This window comes from Pseudomonas sp. BN607 (assembly GCF_029871175.1).
Classification (GTDB): domain Bacteria; phylum Pseudomonadota; class Gammaproteobacteria; order Pseudomonadales; family Pseudomonadaceae; genus Aquipseudomonas.
In genome coordinates this window covers 55,526-72,142 of sequence record NZ_SSOE01000026.1, presented here as the reverse complement: position 1 = coordinate 72,142, position 16,617 = coordinate 55,526, and the positions used below count along the sequence as shown (strand labels likewise).

Here is a 16,617-nt window from a genome sequence, read left to right as displayed (position 1 = left end):
TATTTAGATGCCCGGGAACCAGCATGCCTCGCGTACTGACCATCGAAGACGACGCCGTCACCGGCCAGGAAATCGTCGCCGAACTCTCCAGCCACGGCCTGGAGGTGGATTGGGCCGACAATGGCCGTGAAGGCCTGGCCAAAGCCATTGCCGGCGGTTACGACCTGATTACCCTCGACCGCATGCTGCCCGAGGTCGATGGCCTGACCATCGTCACCACCCTGCGCAGCCTCAAGATCGCCACGCCGATCCTGATGATCAGCGCCCTCTCCGATGTCGACGAGCGGGTGCGTGGCCTGCGGGCCGGCGGTGACGACTACCTGACCAAACCGTTCGCCTCGGACGAAATGGCCGCCCGCGTCGAGGTCCTGCTGCGGCGCAACAGCGTGCCCATGACCCAGACCCGCCTGCAGGTCGCCGACTTGCAACTGGACCTGATCAGCCACGAGGCGCGCCGCGGTGACAATACCCTCAACCTGCTGCCCACCGAGTACAAACTGCTGGAGTACCTGATGCGCCACAGCGGCCAGGTCATCACACGGATGATGATCTTCGAGGAAGTCTGGGGCTACCACTTCGACCCAGGTACCAACCTGATCGACGTGCACATCGGCCGCCTGCGCAAGAAAATCGACTCCCCCGGCCAGTCGCCGTTGATCCGTACGGTACGGGGCTCCGGCTATGCCATTGCTGAACCCGTCTAAAGGCTGGAGCTCCTCGACCAGCCGCTTGCTGGCGCTGTACAGCTTTCTGTTCGTAGCCTGGAGCAGCATCCTCATGGGGGTGCTGTACTTCGAGGTGTCCAGCTACCTGAACAAGCTCACGCGCCATTCCATGCTGCAGCGCCAGCACCTGTTCGCGCACATGAGCGGCAAGCAGCTGGACGATGCCCTGATCGCCAGCCAGGCCTTCGAAGAACGCAGCTTCGACGCCTATGGCCTGTTTGACGCCCAGCTCAATCCGCTTGGCGGCAGCGTGCGCACCCTGCCCCCGGAGCTGGGGCTGGACGGCAAAATTCATGAACTGAAGCGCTGCCTGGATGCCGACGACCCACGCATGCCGCGCGACAGCTGCGATGCGGTGGCCATCAAGGTGCAGGATGGCCGCTGGCTGGTGCTGTTCCGCGATAACGGCTCCCTGTTCGTGGTGACCCGGATCATTCTCGACGCCCTGCTCTGGGGTATCTCCTTGACGCTGATTCCGGGGTTTGCCGGCTGGTACATGCTGCGCCGCCGACCGCTCAAGCGGATCCGCGCCATCCAGGCACAGGCCGAACTGATCGTCGCCGGCGACCTCACTCATCGGCTGCCGCTGTCGGCCAGACGCGACGAACTGGACATGCTGGCCGCCATTGTCAATGCCATGCTCGACCGCATAGAGCGGCTGATGCACGAGGTTAAAGGGGTGTGCGACAACATCGCCCACGACCTGCGCACGCCGCTGACCCGCCTGCGCGCCCAGCTGTATCGCATTCGCCAGCAAAGCGAAGCCGATTCTGCGCAAGCCGAAGCGCTGGACCAGGCCATCGGTGAGACCGACACCCTGATGGCGCGTTTTCGTGGTCTGTTAAGAATCAGCGAGCTGGAGGACCGCCAACGACGGGCCGGCTTCGTCCAGCTTGACCCGCATGACCTGCTGGTCGAACTGCACGACTTCTATCTGCCGTTGGCCGAAGATGGCGGTATCCACCTGGAACTGCACCAACCCGGGCAATTGCCGGCCTTGCACGGTGACCGTGAACTGCTGTTCGAGGCGCTGGCCAACCTGGTGGGCAACGCGATCAAGTTCACGCCCGAGGGCGGGCAGGTGCGCGTTACAGCCATCCAAAACGACAACGGCGTGCATGTGGCCATCGAGGACAGTGGGCCGGGTATTCCGGAAGAAGAACGCACGGCGGTGCTGAAGCGGTTCTATCGCAGCGATGAAGGCCACCGCCATGCCGGGTTCGGGCTGGGGCTGTCGATCGTTGCGGCGATCGTTGACCTGCATGGGTTCGGGCTGGAGATTGGCGAGAGCGAGTTGGGTGGGGCCAGGCTGGTACTGCACTGCCCATTTGCGGGTCTGCCTAAATAAAAATTGGGGCCGCTTTGCGGCCCCAATTGCTTTAGTCAGCCAGACGCCAGGTCGTCGTGCCCTTGCTGTCCTCCAGCACCACGCCCATGGCAGTCAGCTGGTCGCGAATGCGGTCCGACTCGGCCCAGTTCTTATCCGCACGCGCCTGCAGACGCGCCTGGATCAAGCCTTCGACTTCAGCCGCATCGACCTTGCCTTCGGCACCGGCACGCAGGAAGTCATCGGCTTCCAGCTGCAGCACGCCCAGCACGTCACCCAGCTCACGCAGACGACCGGCCAGGCCGGCAGCAGCCTCCACGTCGCTGTCGCGCAGGCGGTTGATCTCCCGCACCAGATCAAACAGCACGGCGCAGGCTTCGGGGGTGCCGAAGTCGTCGTTCATCGCCACGCTGAAACGCTCGACAAACGCCTCGCCACCCTTGGCCGCCACCCGTGGCAAGCCGCGCAGGGCGTGGTAGAAGCGCTCCAGAGCACCCTTGGCATCGCGCAGGCTGTCTTCCGAGTAGTTGATAGCACTGCGGTAATGGCTGGCGACCAGCAGGTAACGCACCACTTCCGGGTGATACTTCTCGAGCACGTCGCGGATGGTGAAGAAGTTGTTCAACGACTTGGACATCTTCTCGCCATTGATACGGATCATGCCGCAATGCATCCAGGCGTTGGCGTACTGCTTGCCGGTGGCCGCCTCGCTCTGGGCAATCTCGTTCTCGTGGTGCGGGAATTCCAGGTCGCTGCCGCCACCGTGTATGTCGAAGCTGTCACCCAGGCAGCAGGTGGACATCACCGAGCACTCGATGTGCCAGCCCGGGCGACCCGGGCCCCATGGCGATTCCCAGCTTGGCTCACCCGGCTTGACGCCTTTCCATAGCACGAAGTCCAACGGGTCCTGCTTGGCTTCGTCGACCTCGATGCGGGCACCGATACGCAGGTCTTCGATCTTCTTGCGCGACAGCTTGCCATAGCCGACAAACTTGCCGACACGGTAGTACACGTCGCCATTGCCCGGAGCGTAGGCATAACCTTTGTCGATCAGGGTCTGGATCATCGCGTGCATACCGGCGATATGGTCGGTAGCACGCGGCTCCTGGTCCGGCGGCAGGATGTTCAGACGGCGCTCGTCTTCGTGCATCGCGTCGATCATGCGGGCAGTGAGGGCGTCGAAGGTTTCGCCGTTCTCGTTGGCCCGATTGATGATTTTGTCATCGATGTCGGTGATGTTGCGCACATAGGTCAACGCGTAGCCGCTCTTGCGCAGCCAGCGGGTGACCAGGTCGAACGCCACCATGCTGCGGCCATGACCAAGGTGGCAGTAGTCGTACACGGTCATGCCGCACACGTACATGCGCACCTTGTTGCCATCCAGCGGCTTGAAGGCTTCCTTGGTTTTGCTCAGCGTGTTGTAGATGGTAAGCACGGCGGTTCCTCAGCTGCCCCAGGAGTCACGCAGGGTGACAGTGCGGTTGAACACCGGGCGGCCCGGCTGGCTGTCTTTCAGGTCGGCGCAGAAGTAACCTTCGCGCTCGAACTGGAAGCGATCTTCGGGCTGCGCCTGGGCCAGCGACGGCTCGGCGCGGCAACCCGTGAGCACTTGCAGCGAACCCGGGTTGATGTTGTCGAGGAAGCTACCGCCCTCCTCGGTCTTTTCCGGGTTCGGCGAGCGGAACAGCCGGTCGTACAGGCGCACTTCGCACTCGACGCTGCCTTCAGCCGGAACCCAGTGGATCACGCCTTTGACCTTGCGGCCTTCCGGGTTCTTGCCGAGGGTGTCCGGGTCGTACGAGCAGCGCAGCTCGACGATAGTGCCGTCAGCGTCCTTGATCGCCTCATCGGCGCGGATCACATAGCTGCCACGCAGACGCACTTCACCGGCCGGTTCCAGGCGCTTGTAGCCCTTCGGCGGCTCTTCCATGAAATCGTCGCGGTCGATGTACAGCTCGCGGGAGAACGGCAGCACGCGCACGCCCATGTCTTCTTTAGGGTGACGCGGCAACTCCAACTGCTCGACCTGCCCTTCCGGGTAGTTGGTAATGACCACCTTGAGCGGGCGCAGCACGCACATGGCGCGCGGTGCAGTGCGGTCCAGGTCGTCACGGATGCTGAACTCGAGCATCGACATGTCCACCACGCCGTCGGAACGGTTGGTGCCGATCATTTCGCAGAAGTTGCGGATAGACGCGGGGGTGTAGCCGCGGCGACGGAAGCCGGACAGGGTCGACATGCGCGGGTCGTCCCAGGCGTCGACGTGCTTTTCGTCTACCAGCTGCTTGAGCTTGCGCTTGGAGGTGATGGTGTAGTTCAGGTTCAGGCGGCTGAACTCATACTGGCGCGGGTGGGCCGGCACCGGCAGGTTGTCGAGGAACCAGTCGTACAGCGGACGATGCCCTTCAAATTCCAGGGTGCAGATCGAGTGGGTAATACCCTCGATGGCATCCGACTGGCCGTGGGTAAAGTCGTAGTTGGGGTAGATGCACCACTTGTCACCGGTCTGGTGGTGGTGGGCATGGCGGATGCGATACAGGATCGGGTCGCGCAGGTTCATGTTCGGCGAAGCCATGTCGATCTTGGCCCGCAGCACACGCTCGCCGTCCTGGAATTCGCCAGCCTTCATGCGTGCGAACAGGTCGAGGTTTTCTTCCACGCTGCGCTCGCGGAAAGGGCTGTTCTTGCCCGGTTCCTTGAGGTTGCCACGGTATTCCTTGGCCTGCTCAGGGGTGAGGTCGCAGACGTAGGCCTTGCCGCGCTTGATCAGCTCGACCGCCCAGTCGTGCAACTGGTCGAAATAGTCGGAGGCATAGCGCACGTCGCCGGCCCAGTCGAAGCCCAGCCACTTCACATCGCTCTGGATGGCGTCGATGTACTCCTGGTCTTCCTTGGCCGGGTTGGTGTCGTCGAAGCGCAGGTGGCAGACGCCGCCGAATTCCTTGGCCAGGCCGAAGTTGACGCAGATCGACTTGGCGTGGCCGATGTGCAGATAACCATTGGGCTCCGGCGGGAAACGGGTGACGATACTGCTGTGCTTGCCCGAGTCCAGGTCGGCCTGGATGATCGGCCGCAGGAAGTTCGCAGGGACAGCGGGGGCGCCTTTGGCAGCGGCGTTGGGCGCGTTGTCGGCAGTGGGCTTGCTCATAGGATCCTTGAATGCACGTGTCCGGCCTGGGTAGGCCGATTGAATCAAAGGGCCTATCATAGCCGAAGCAGTCAAGCTGCTGACAGTCGGGCCCGGACAAACTGCCGTGATTTATCACGCTTTTTGCCGCCGCCTGGCAAAATGGCCGGTGCGCGCCATGTGTCGTGATCGCCTGATCCTGCGTCAGGTGGTAACCCGCGTCCTGCGCACCCTAATTTCTGATTGCCTTGAAAGAGCGAGTTTCAGCATGTCCAAAGTCAAACTGAGCACCAACCACGGCGCTATCGTCCTGCAACTGAACGCCGAAAAAGCTCCGCAAACTGTTGAGAACTTCGTTCAATACGTCAAAGACGGCCACTTCGACAACACGGTGTTCCACCGTGTAATCAAGGGCTTCATGATCCAGGGCGGCGGCTTCGAGCCAGGCATGAACCAGAAGAAAACCCGCGCCAGCATCCAGAACGAAGCTGACAACGGCCTGAAGAACACCAAGTACAGCATCGCCATGGCCCGCACCATGGAGCCGCACTCTGCTTCGGCACAGTTCTTCATCAACGCCTCCGACAACGACTTCCTCAACCACAGCGGCAAGAACGTCCAAGGCTGGGGCTACGCAGTGTTTGGTGAAGTGATCGAAGGCCGTGAAGTGGTCGACGCCATCGAAAAAGTGGCTACCGGTTCCAAGGCTGGCCACCAGGACGTACCGAAGGACGACGTGGTCATCGAGAAAGCCGAGATCATTGAGTGATACTGCTGATCTCCGATCTGCATTTGCAAGAAGAGCGCCCGGACATTTCCCGGGCGTTTCTTGATCTGCTAGACGGCCGTGCCCGCCACGCCAAGGCGCTGTACATCCTTGGCGATTTCTTCGAAGCGTGGATTGGCGACGACGCCATGACGCCCTTCCAGCAGTCGATCTGCCAGGCCATGCGCCGGCTGAGCGACAGTGGCACGGCCATCTACCTGATGCATGGCAACCGTGACTTCCTGATAGGCCAGGCGTTCTGCGATGCCGCTGGCTGCACATTGTTGAGCGACCCCAGCGTGATCGAGCTGGGTGGTGAGCAGGTGCTGCTGATGCATGGCGACACCCTGTGCACCCGCGATCTGGGCTATATGAAGATGCGCCGCCTGCTGCGCAACCCGCTGAGCTTGTGGATCCTCCGCCACCTGCCGCTGTCGGCCCGCTACAAGCTGGCACGCAAGCTGCGCAGCGAAAGCCGCACGCAAGTGCGGATGAAGTCCACCGAAATCGTCGACGTCACGCCAGAAGAAGTACCCAAGGTGATGGCGGCGCATGGCGTGCGCACCTTGGTGCACGGCCATACCCACCGGCCAGCGATTCACAAGCTGGTGGTCGATGGGCAGCCGGCACGGCGCATCGTACTGGGCGACTGGGACCGCCGCGGTTGGGCCTTACAGGTTGACGAGCAGGGCTTTCAGTTGGCGCCGTTCGAGTTTTCGTGACCCGGCGGGTCGCCTCCTTCGCGGGTAAACCCGCTCCCACAGGCTCTGCATCAACGCTGCAGGCGGGGCGATTCCTGTGAGGGCGGGTTTACCCGCGAATGGGCTGGCGCAGGCTGACGCCTCAGGGCTGGCTGACTACCGCCCCTTTGTCCCGCTCACTGATCACCACTTCCCGATACGCCGGGTCTGCCTTGATCTGCGCCTCTGTAAACGGAATCACCGCCAGCTGCTTGGCTGCAAAGGCCTTGGTCTGGTCACTGGCATGCGCAGAAGCCGCTTCGCTCGACTGCGAGAACGCCAGCAACCCACGCGCTTCCGGCCCCTTGTCGGTGAAGCTGACCAGTTGCAGGTAGCTGGTACCACTGACCACCAGCCGCTTGCCCTGCCCGTGCGGCACGCTGTAGATCGCGTTGTACACCCCTAGCGCCTGCGGGCCGCCCGGAACCGGCGTGCCATCAAGGGCCTGTTGCACCTGCCCCCAGCGCGCCTCCCCGGCCACGCCACTTTCACTGACCTGCTTGAGCGACGCCAGTGCTGCCTGATGTACCAGCTTGCTCACGGCCGCCTGCTCGACAGCCAGGCCGCGCGGCGTATGCTGAGGGTCAGCCGGGTTGAATGCCACTCGCCAGCTTTCCGGGTGCTCGGCCAAGGCATCGAACAGATTCTGGAAATGCACCAGGCCAATGCCGCTGTCGAGGTCGGCCTTGCCGTTCCAGGCGGCCAGGCTGCTGCACACAGCCTGCACATCGGCCCCGGCGCTTTTGCACCATTGCAACAGATCTGGCAGCACCAGGCTGGCCAGGTAGACCTCATCATCGGTCACCATCCGCTGCAGGTCATCGGCACCCAGCCGGGCCGAGCCCTGCAGACGCTGCAGGGCAAATCGACCACGCATGCCCAGCGGCTGGTCATTGCGGCTGACCAGCGGCGAGTAGCCGGTCAGCGGCTGTGCCGGGTTGGCCATCCAGGCTGGGTCGTTGGAGTTCTGCACGAAGTCATCACGCTCAAGGCTTGGCAGCAGCCGCGCCGGGAAGATGCCCGGTTGCGCCGCCTGGGCATCGACTTTCCACTGACAGGCGCTGCGCGAACCATCCAGCACCACCAGACGCCCTTGCACCTGCGGGTTGCTGCAGGTTTCCAGCAACTGCTGATCAACATACGGCACCACCGACTGGTTCAGGTACAGCGCGCGGCCAGCCTGGTCAACGGCCAGCGTGTTGACCCAAGGGATGCCCTGCAACTGTTCGACCGACCCCTTCAATGTCGCCAGGCTATCGGCACGGTTGATCTGGTACCACTGCTGCAGCACCCGCGTATTCTCAAGGTTGGCGTCACGCACGCTGTAGGCCGCCTGCGCATCCCAGTCCAGGCGCCCTGGCCATTGCACCACCGGGCCGAACTGCGAGCTGTAGACCTGCCGCTCGACCTGGCCCAGGCTGCCATCCTCCGCCTTGACCGTGACGCTGAGGGTTTGCCGGGCCAGCGGCAGCGACTTGCCATCGAGCAGGTAACGGGTCGGGTCCTTAGGGTCGAGTTGTAGGCGGTAGAGGGTGAAATGCTTCGAGGTGTCGACGGTGTGGGTCCAGGCCAGGTGCTGGTTGAAACCGATATTGATCATCGGCAGGCCCGGCAACGCTGCGCCCATCACATCGAGATGGCCAGGAATGGTCAGCTGCATCTGGTAGAAGCGCATGCCGCCCATCCACGGGAAGTGCGGGTTGGCCAGCAACAGGCCGCGGCCATTGGCCGAGCGCTGCGCCCCCACGGCCACGGCATTGCTGCCCCGCTCCGAGGCAAACCGCTCCTGCCGGGCCAGCGCAGCTGCAAAGCCAGCCGCCGTGCGCTCGCGGTTCTGCCCGGGCGGGTGCGCCCCTACCAGTGCCTCGACGAATTGCCCGGCGCCACCCTCCGCCAGCAAACGACGGGTCAGCTTGACCAGGTCTTTGCTGGTGATGGGCCGCACCCACTCGCCGTTGCCGCACTCGGCGGGCAGGCCCTGGCTGCGGCGCTCCGCCAGCGCCCGGTTGTAGCCACTGGCATAACCGGCCAGCAATGCCTGTACCGGCGCCGGCTGCGCCTGCAAAAACGCATCGACCGCCGCCGGGCTGTTGAGCCAGGTGAAGAACAGGTCGCTGGCGAGGTTGTCGCGCTGCTCAAGCGTTTTGCCCTTGGCACCGAAATGGCGTGAGCGCTCACCGCTCACGGTCAGCACTTCATTGGCCAACAAGCACAGGTTGTCTTGCGCGTAGGCATAGCCGACGCCGTAGCCCAGGCCACGTTCATCCTTGGCCACGATATGCGGCACGCCGTAACTGGTGCGGCGAATCTGCGCACTGGCATCGGCGGCGGCGTGCGCCTGCGTGCCAACGCCAAGGGCCACCAGGGCGGCAGCCAGGCCGGCGCAACTCATCGGACGGGAAAGTGGGAACACGGGCACTCCTCAGGTTCAGGGGGGTCATCCCGATCAGACGAATGGCCAGATGAAAATTTTACGGTTTACCGGGCGATGGAACGTCTTGATGACAAACAGGCATTTTTTTTCCGAGTGGGTTGCAGTTTTTGCGTTCTCATTCGTCCTATTAAGTGAGGCACCCATATTTCGGGTTCGTCCACGAAAAGGAGCATTCACATGTACAACCCGCAACCCTCGATCCAGGCCGGGCGCGTCCCAGGCAAAGCGCCCAAGGGACAGGACGCTTTCGCTGACGAACGCATCGGCAACGAGCAGATACGTGAGCTGCTGCGCACCTTCGGCCTGCGTACCAGCCTGATTCGCCTCAAGGTGATCGACGCCTTGCACGCAGCCGATCGCAATGGCCGCAGTATTGGCGTGCGGGGCGTGCATGCACAATTGGAACAGCTGGATATTCCGCTGTCGTTTCTCAGCGTTCGCGAAGTACTCAAGCGGCTATGCGCCGAAGGCGTCATCCAGCTGGGCAGCGACAAGTGTTACAGCCTGGATCCGCAGGCGCGTGCCGTCCTGGAACAGGCACCCACGCGCTGAGCGCATGGCCTGCCCTAGGTTCTCATACTGGTCTGATTTTTCACCCAGACTTGAAATGGGTCCAATGGCGTGCTGGCGAATCGCCGGACATGCGGGACAAATACCGGCTTTTGGTTGAACTCACCACCCACTGCCCCTTCCTTAAAGCAAAGAATGCTTCGCTTTAAGAAAGGGGCAGCCACGCTGTAGTCATACTTAACTACAACGCCCCCGAAAATACTCACTGAGAAACTCCACGGTCACCTTCACCTTCGCCGAATTGAGCAAAGGCGATGTATGCACTGCCCAGATATCCGCGGCCTGCCAGTAGTCACCGAGCACCTGCACCAACCGTGCTGACTGTAAGTCATCTTTGATGTCCCACATCGAACGCAGCAATATGCCACGGCCATCCAAGCACCACTGACGAGCGATTTCACCGTTGTTGGTCGATAAACTGCCGGTTACCTTCACCGTCTCCGGGCCTCTGGGGCCCGCCAGGTTCCATACGCCAAAAGGATGATCGCGCTCCTTGATCACCAGGCAATCGTGGTGCCCAAGGTCGCTCAACGAAGCCGGTGTGCCATGGACGCGCAGGTAGTGCGGGCTGGCACACAGCACCCGGTGATTTTGCGCCAGCGGCTTGGCGATGACATCGGGGGGGAGGTCGTTACCCACCCGAATGTCCAGGTCAACGCCCTCCTCTACCAAATCGACCAGGCGATCCTGAACATCAAGACGAATATCCAGGCCTGGGTAGCGCGCAGCCAACTCCGCCAAAGCCGGGGCAACCATCCGCCGCCCAAGACCGGGGCTACTCACCACCCGCAACAAACCCTTGGGCTCGCCGTGTAGGGCATCGATCTCATCGCCCAGTTGACTCACCTGATACAGCAACTGCTGTGCCCAGCGGCTGACCCGCTCACCCTCGTCGGTCAGCGTCACGCTGCGGGTTGAGCGGTGCAGCAGACGCAGGCTCAGGTCTTGCTCCAGCGCTCTGATGCGCTTGCTGACGAACGCGGGAGACATACCCAGTTCATCTGCGGCGGCCGTGAAGCTGAAGCGGCGTGCGACCAGCAGAAATACTTTCAGATCGTGCAGGCTAGGCAAATTATTCACGAATCAGAAACCAAGTTTCAACAGAGAAGCTGATTGTGTCCGAAACGAATAGGATTAGCCTAGTGCTTCCTTCATCGAACAGAGCTACTGCCATGCCTGCACACTCTTTCCGCATCGCTGCCATCCCTGGGGACGGTATCGGCCTCGAAGTCCTGCCAGAAGGCATCCGTGTATTGGAAGCCGCCGCGCTCAAGCATGGCCTGGCGCTGCAGTTCGACACCTTCGAATGGGCCAGCTGCGACTACTACTTGCAACACGGCAAGATGATGCCGGATGACTGGGCCGAACAACTCAAGCAATACGACGCCATCTACTTCGGTGCCGTGGGTTGGCCTGACAAGGTACCTGACCACATTTCCCTGTGGGGCTCACTGCTCAAGTTCCGCCGCGAGTTCGACCAGTACGTGAACATCCGCCCGGTGCGCCTGTTCCCAGGGGTGCCGTGCGCCTTGGCCAACCGCAAGGTCGGCGACATCGATTTCGTGGTGGTGCGGGAGAACACCGAAGGCGAATACTCGTCGCTCGGTGGCATCATGTTCGAGAACACTGAAAACGAAATCGTCATTCAGGAATCGATCTTCACCCGCCGTGGCGTCGATCGTATCCTCAAGTATGCGTTCGACCTCGCCGAGAAACGCGAGCGCAAGCACGTGACTTCGGCCACCAAGTCCAACGGTATGGCCATCAGCATGCCGTACTGGGACAAGCGCACCGAAGCAATGGCGGCTCACTATCCGCACGTCAGCTGGGACAAGCAGCATATCGACATCCTCTGTGCGCGTTTCGTGTTGCAGCCAGAGCGCTTCGATGTAGTGGTGGCGTCCAACCTGTTCGGCGACATCCTGTCGGACCTGGGACCGGCCTGCGCGGGCACCATTGGCATTGCCCCGTCGGCCAACCTCAACCCTGAACGCAACTTCCCGTCACTGTTCGAACCTGTGCATGGTTCTGCACCGGACATCTTCGGCAAGAACATCGCCAACCCGATCGCGATGATCTGGTCAGGTGCGCTGATGCTGGAATTCCTGGGCCAGGGAGATGAGCGTTACCAGCGCGCCCACGACGACATGCTCAAGGCCATCGAACGGGTAATTGCCGACGGTTCGGTCACACCTGACATGGGCGGCACACTTTCCACCCAGCAGGTGGGCGCCGCCATCAGCGACACCCTGGCCCGGTTAGACTGAACATCATTGGCCTTCAAACCGGCATGACTGAGCCCTCTGCGCACGATATGCCGTCAACCCCTCGGTTTTTGCAATAAAGCACTCTCGCAGCGCCCATTTGTGCGCCCTTGCGCCTGGGCCCTGCCGGTACATTAGACCGAGGGGTCAACCACACAGCGGCCCGATAAGACCGCGCCCCGCTCGCATCCTGCACCTGCCCACATCCGAATGGGAGTTTTGCACATGACAATGTCTACGCTACGCACCTGGCAGCTTTGCACCCTCACCCTGCTGATCGGCAGCGCATCGCTTGCCCAGGCTGCAGACTCGATCACCTTCGTCTCACAGGGCGGCGCCTACCAGGAAGCACAAAGCAAGGCGATCCTGGAGCCAGCGGCCAAGAAGCTCGGCTTGACCCTTAAGCAGGACAGCTCACCCAAGGCCTATCCGATCATCAAGACGCAGGTGCAAAGCGGCAATGTGAGCTGGGATGTGGTCGACCTCCCCACCGGCGACTGCATCCGCGGCGAAGAAGAAGGCCTGTTCGAGAAACTCGACCTCGCCATGATTCCAAATGCCGCCCAACTGCCGGCCGCACTCAAGGATGACTACAGCGTCGGCTACATCAGCTACTCCACCGTGCTGGCCTACCGCACCGACGCCTTCGGCAAGGACAACGCGCCAAAAACCTGGGCTGACTTCTGGAATACAGACAAGTATCCAGGCGAACGCTCGTTGCGCAACCTGCCACGCCCTACCCTGGAGATCGCCCTGTTGGCAGACGGCGTAGCGCCCGACAAACTTTACCCGCTGGACGTCGACCGCGCATTCAAGAAGCTCGAGCAAATCAAACCGCACATCGCCACTTGGTGGACCTCCGGCGGGCAATCGGCGCAGCTGATCAGCGACGGCGAAGTCGACATGATCCAGGCTTGGAACGGCCGAATCAGCGCCGTGCAGGCAGACGGTGCTCCGGTGACGTTCACCTACGACCAAGGCATCCTCGAAACCAATTCGTTGTGCGTGCTCAAAGGCACCAAGCACCGTGATGCAGCGATGAAGTTCGTCAACGAATTGATTGATGCCCGCCTCCAGGCCGCCTTGCCGATGATCATCGACTACGGCCCGCTGAACCCCAAAGCCTTCGAGGCCGGCATCATCCCGGCCAAACGCGCCACCGAACTGCCCTCCTCGCCCGACAACATGCAGCGCCAGGCCCTGTTATCAGCCCAATGGTGGGCGTCAGCCGAAGGGGTCAAGGCAGAAGAGCGCTGGTTGTCATTCGTGCAGAAGCAGTGACCGGAGGCCGACATGACACAGGCTTATCTCGCACAGTCGATATCCGACTCAAGCCCAGCCCTCATGACCACGCCCGAGGCACTGCAACGTGAAGAACGCAAGGAGCACACGAGCATGCTGCTCTTGCTGCTGCCGGCGTTGCTGATGGTCGTGGTGTTGCTGATACTGCCCTTGGGCTGGCTGGCCCTGCAGTCGGTGCAGGGTGACGATGGCTTCACCCTGGCCAATTACCTGCGCATCTTCGAAGAGCGCATCTATTGGGACACCTTCGCCCTGACCTTCAAGATCAGCCTGATCGTTACCCTACTTTCGATCTTGCTGGGCTTCCCCATCGCCTACGCCGCGGCGCGGCTGCAGGGGGTGTGGGGCAACTTGATTCTGGTCTGCGTGATCATCCCCTTCTGGACCAGCGTACTGGTGCGCTCCTACGCGTGGCTGGTGCTGTTGCAGCGACGCGGCCTGGTCAACCAGACCCTGCTCGACCTGGGCCTGATCGACAAGCCATTGAACTTGATGCACAACACCACCGGCACAGTGATAGGTACCTTGCATGTGATGTTGCCGTTCATGGTGCTGCCTTTGTACGCGGTGATGCGCAAGATCCCCCAGGACCTGCTGCAAGCCTCCAGCAGCCTGGGCGCCTCGCCGTTCTATTCGTTCCGTCGAGTGTTCCTGCCGATGGCTGCCCCCGGCGTCATGGCAGGCTCCATCCTGGTGTTCGTAATCTGCCTGGGCTTCTTCATCACCCCCGAGCTGCTGGGTGGCGGACGCACCATCCTGGTGTCGATGCTGGTGCAACGCAATGTCGAGCTGTATCACGCCTGGGGCGCTGCAAGTGCCGTAGGCCTGGTCCTTCTGTTGGTAGTGTTCCTGATTTTCTGGGGCATCAACCGCTTCATCCCGATCGAACGTGTTCTGGGAGCGCGCTGACATGAAAGCCTTGTTCTCCAACCTGCGCATCTCGAACGTTATGTTCGGGCTGCTGGTGGCGATGATCCTCGCCTATCTGATCGTGCCGGTGCTTATCGTGGTACCGATGTCATTCTCCGAAGCCCGCTTCCTGCAGTTTCCGCCCAAGGAGTGGTCGCTGAACTGGTATGCGGCATTCTTCCAGAGCATCGAATGGATGAGCGCCGCCAAGGTCAGCCTGATCACCGCCCTGGCCACGACCCTGATCTCGCTGCCGGTGGGGATGGCGGCGGCCTACGCGATCAACAACTCGACGCTCAAGATCATACGCACCCTGCAGATCATCCTGCTGTTACCGATGATGGTGCCAATCATCCTGATCGCGGCCGGCGTGTTTTTTGTTTATGCCCGGGTCGGACTGGTCAGTTCGCTGATCGGCCTCGTGCTGGCGCATATCATGCTGGCGCTGCCCTACGTGATCATCGCCTTGCTGGCAGGTCTGCGCAATTTCGACATGTCCCAGGAAATGGTGGCACGCAGCCTCGGCATGAATCGCTTTCGCGCATTCATGGCCGTAACCCTCCCGCAGATCAAACCGAGCGTGGTGTCGGCAACGTTGTTCGCCTTCATCACCTCGCTGGATGAGACCGTGGTGGCGCTGTTCATCTCCGGCGGCGACAACCAGACCCTCACCAAACGCATGTTCACCGCACTGCGCGACGAGATCGACCCGACCATCGCCGCCATCAGCTCCATGCTGATTCTCGCCTCGCTGCTGCTGGTCGTCATCGCCGGGCGCAACAAGCAGGCCTGAAGCCCCTGCCGCGGCGCCTTGAAGCGGCGCGGCAGGTCCTGTTGTAACCCCCCTCAATTCAGCATCTCTGACTGCCCGCCCGGTGCAATTTGGCATCGGGCGCTGGCGCCGGCTTCTTACAATTTGCCCGTCACGGCAACCAAGCTATAGGTGTTCCCATGTTGAAAGAGCAATTACGCGACCCGTCCCTGCTGGTTGAGAAATCCTATGCCAATGGTGCGTGGATCGACGCCGACGACGGCGCCACCCTGGCCGTCATCAACCCCGCCAACGGCCAGACCCTGGCCCAGGTACCGGCCCTGGGCGCCAGCGAAACACGCCGTGCCATCGCCGCCGCTGAAGCCAGCTTTCAGGCCTGGCGCGAAGTGCCGCCCGCCGAGCGGGCCCGAGTACTGGAAGCCTGGCACCAGGCGATCCTGGCCAACCAGGACGATCTGGCAATAATCATGAGTGCCGAGCAAGGCAAGCCATTGGCCGAAGCCAAAGGCGAAATCGGCTACGGCGCCAGCTTCGTGAAATGGTTTGCCGAGGAAGCACGGCGTGTTTATGGCGACACTATTCCCGCCCCCACCAACGACAGGCGCATCCTGGTGCTCAAGCAACCGGTCGGCGTGGTGGCCGCCATCACGCCGTGGAACTTCCCCAATGCCATGATCACTCGCAAGTGCGCACCGGCCTTGGCGGCAGGCTGCACCATCGTGGTCAAACCGTCGGAACTGACCCCGCTGTCGGCCTTGGCGTTGGCGGTGCTGGCTGAACGAGTTGGCATTCCAGCCGGGGTGTTCAACGTGCTGACCGGGCTGCCCGCCGGCGTCGGCAGCGAACTGACGGCCAACCCCAGTGTACGCAAGCTGTCATTCACTGGCTCGACCAAGGTCGGCCAGTTGCTGATGAGCCAGTGCGCAGCCACCATCAAGCGCCTGAGCCTAGAATTGGGCGGCAACGCGCCCTTCATCGTGTTTGATGATGCTGACCTTGAACTGGCAATCCAGGGCGTGATGCTGAGCAAGTTCCGCAATGCCGGTCAAACCTGCGTCTGTGCCAACCGGATTCTGGTGCAGGACGGCATCTATGACCGCTTCGCCGAGCGCCTCAGCGCCGAGGTGGCCAAGCTCAAGGTCGGCGATGCCTTCACCCCAGGCGTCACTCTCGGCCCGCTGATCAACGAGGCCGCCGTGGACAAAGTGCACCGACACATTGACGACGCCCTGGCCAAAGGCGCCTCGGTGATCACGGGTGGCCTGCCTCAGCGCGATGGGCTGTTCGTGCAACCAACCGTGCTGCGTGACGCCAGTCCCGACATGCTGCTGGCCAGCGAAGAAACGTTCGGCCCGGTGGCGCCGCTGTTCCGCTTCACTGAAGAGTCCGAGGCGCTGGAAATCGCCAACGCCACGCCCTACGGCCTGGGCGCCTACTACTTTACCCAGGACATGCGCCGCGCCTGGCGCGTCGGCGAGCGCCTGGAGTTCGGCATGGTCGGCCTCAACACCGGGATCATCTCCATGGAGGTGGCGCCATTCGGCGGCATGAAACAGTCGGGCACCGGGCGCGAAGGCTCCAAATACGGGCTGGACGAGTTCCTCGAGATCAAAGCCTGGCACATGGGTGGCCTGGGCTGAGCCCGACGTAGCAGATCTGACTTTTGAACCGGAGCAAAACA

14 protein-coding genes are annotated in these 16,617 nt (G+C 62.0%); 10 read left to right on the top strand and 4 right to left on the bottom strand.

What is annotated here, in order from left to right; all coding sequences use genetic code 11:
• Nucleotides 1–23: 23 nt before the first annotated feature.
• Nucleotides 24–704 (top strand): response regulator transcription factor, encoded by a 681-nt coding sequence (locus tag E8E68_RS05680; protein WP_110744290.1) that lies wholly within the window; start codon nt 24–26, stop codon nt 702–704.
• Complete coding sequence (locus E8E68_RS05675; protein WP_280340155.1) at nt 682–2,073, top strand: HAMP domain-containing sensor histidine kinase; 1,392 nt, start codon at nt 682–684, stop codon at nt 2,071–2,073. The genes E8E68_RS05680 and E8E68_RS05675 overlap by 23 nt, the downstream gene beginning before the upstream one ends.
• A 31-nt stretch (nt 2,074–2,104) precedes the next feature.
• Here the strand turns inward: E8E68_RS05675 and cysS are convergent, their stop codons facing one another.
• Entirely contained in the window at nt 2,105–3,487 is a 1,383-nt protein-coding gene (cysS, locus tag E8E68_RS05670) for a cysteine--tRNA ligase (protein ID WP_110744292.1), read from the bottom strand.
• A 9-nt stretch (nt 3,488–3,496) separates the two neighbouring features.
• On the bottom strand, nt 3,497–5,200 hold the full coding sequence (locus E8E68_RS05665; RefSeq protein ID WP_266033462.1) for a glutamine--tRNA ligase/YqeY domain fusion protein: 1,704 nt from the start codon (nt 5,198–5,200) through the stop codon (nt 3,497–3,499).
• Nucleotides 5,201–5,447: 247 nt separating this feature from the next.
• Here E8E68_RS05665 and E8E68_RS05660 point away from each other — a divergent pair, with 247 nt between their 5' ends.
• Together E8E68_RS05660 and E8E68_RS05655 are read left to right on the top strand one after the other, a co-directional pair.
• On the top strand, nt 5,448–5,948 hold the full coding sequence (locus E8E68_RS05660) for a peptidylprolyl isomerase (protein WP_110744294.1): 501 nt from the start codon (nt 5,448–5,450) through the stop codon (nt 5,946–5,948).
• The gene (locus E8E68_RS05655; protein WP_012052537.1) at nt 5,945–6,667 is read left to right on the top strand and encodes a UDP-2,3-diacylglucosamine diphosphatase; all 723 of its coding nucleotides are present in this window, start codon (nt 5,945–5,947) and stop codon (nt 6,665–6,667) included. The genes E8E68_RS05660 and E8E68_RS05655 overlap by 4 nt, the downstream gene beginning before the upstream one ends.
• A gap of 121 nt (nt 6,668–6,788) precedes the next feature.
• Here E8E68_RS05655 and E8E68_RS05650 read toward each other — a convergent pair whose 3' ends face one another.
• Nucleotides 6,789–9,098, bottom strand: a complete 2,310-nt coding sequence (locus E8E68_RS05650) for an acylase (RefSeq protein WP_280340149.1) — start codon at nt 9,096–9,098, stop codon at nt 6,789–6,791.
• A gap of 198 nt (nt 9,099–9,296) precedes the next feature.
• Here E8E68_RS05650 and E8E68_RS05645 point away from each other — a divergent pair, with 198 nt between their 5' ends.
• Nucleotides 9,297–9,671 carry a fe2+ zn2+ uptake regulation protein gene (locus tag E8E68_RS05645; protein WP_280340148.1) on the top strand — a complete coding sequence of 125 codons (375 nt, stop codon included), beginning with the start codon at nt 9,297–9,299 and terminating at the stop codon, nt 9,669–9,671.
• A gap of 195 nt (nt 9,672–9,866) precedes the next feature.
• Here E8E68_RS05645 and E8E68_RS05640 read toward each other — a convergent pair whose 3' ends face one another.
• A complete protein-coding gene (locus tag E8E68_RS05640; RefSeq protein WP_266033459.1) occupies nt 9,867–10,769 on the bottom strand; it encodes a LysR substrate-binding domain-containing protein in 903 nt (300 codons plus the stop codon).
• Nucleotides 10,770–10,861: 92 nt separating this feature from the next.
• Between E8E68_RS05640 and E8E68_RS05635 the strand changes: the two genes are divergently transcribed.
• The 5 genes from E8E68_RS05635 (at nt 10,862) to E8E68_RS05615 (ending at nt 16,576) form a co-directional block, all read left to right on the top strand.
• Nucleotides 10,862–11,956, top strand: a complete 1,095-nt coding sequence (locus E8E68_RS05635) for a tartrate dehydrogenase (RefSeq protein WP_266033458.1) — start codon at nt 10,862–10,864, stop codon at nt 11,954–11,956.
• 222 nt (nt 11,957–12,178) lie between these two features.
• A complete protein-coding gene (locus tag E8E68_RS05630) occupies nt 12,179–13,234 on the top strand; it encodes an ABC transporter substrate-binding protein (RefSeq protein WP_266033457.1) in 1,056 nt (351 codons plus the stop codon).
• Nucleotides 13,235–13,246: 12 nt separating this feature from the next.
• Entirely contained in the window at nt 13,247–14,164 is a 918-nt protein-coding gene (locus E8E68_RS05625) for an ABC transporter permease (RefSeq protein WP_266033456.1), read from the top strand.
• 1 nt (nt 14,165) lies between these two features.
• Complete coding sequence (locus tag E8E68_RS05620) at nt 14,166–14,957, top strand: ABC transporter permease (protein WP_110744300.1); 792 nt, start codon at nt 14,166–14,168, stop codon at nt 14,955–14,957.
• Nucleotides 14,958–15,115: 158 nt separating this feature from the next.
• Nucleotides 15,116–16,576, top strand: a complete 1,461-nt coding sequence (locus E8E68_RS05615) for an NAD-dependent succinate-semialdehyde dehydrogenase (protein WP_280340144.1) — start codon at nt 15,116–15,118, stop codon at nt 16,574–16,576.
• Nucleotides 16,577–16,617: the final 41 nt, after the last annotated feature.

What these genes read in the sequence shown, in the direction of transcription:
- E8E68_RS05680 (WP_110744290.1), top strand. Translation starts at nt 24, where the DNA reads ATGCCTCGCGTACTGACCATCGAAGACGACGCCGTCACCGGCCAGGAA.
- E8E68_RS05675 (WP_280340155.1), top strand. Translation starts at nt 682, where the DNA reads ATGCCATTGCTGAACCCGTCTAAAGGCTGGAGCTCCTCGACCAGCCGC.
- E8E68_RS05665 (WP_266033462.1), bottom strand. Translation starts at nt 5,200, where the DNA reads ATGAGCAAGCCCACTGCCGACAACGCGCCCAACGCCGCTGCCAAAGGC.
- E8E68_RS05660 (WP_110744294.1), top strand. Translation starts at nt 5,448, where the DNA reads ATGTCCAAAGTCAAACTGAGCACCAACCACGGCGCTATCGTCCTGCAA.
- E8E68_RS05645 (WP_280340148.1), top strand. Translation starts at nt 9,297, where the DNA reads ATGTACAACCCGCAACCCTCGATCCAGGCCGGGCGCGTCCCAGGCAAA.
- E8E68_RS05635 (WP_266033458.1), top strand. Translation starts at nt 10,862, where the DNA reads ATGCCTGCACACTCTTTCCGCATCGCTGCCATCCCTGGGGACGGTATC.
- E8E68_RS05630 (WP_266033457.1), top strand. Translation starts at nt 12,179, where the DNA reads ATGACAATGTCTACGCTACGCACCTGGCAGCTTTGCACCCTCACCCTG.
- E8E68_RS05625 (WP_266033456.1), top strand. Translation starts at nt 13,247, where the DNA reads ATGACACAGGCTTATCTCGCACAGTCGATATCCGACTCAAGCCCAGCC.
- E8E68_RS05620 (WP_110744300.1), top strand. Translation starts at nt 14,166, where the DNA reads ATGAAAGCCTTGTTCTCCAACCTGCGCATCTCGAACGTTATGTTCGGG.
- E8E68_RS05615 (WP_280340144.1), top strand. Translation starts at nt 15,116, where the DNA reads ATGTTGAAAGAGCAATTACGCGACCCGTCCCTGCTGGTTGAGAAATCC.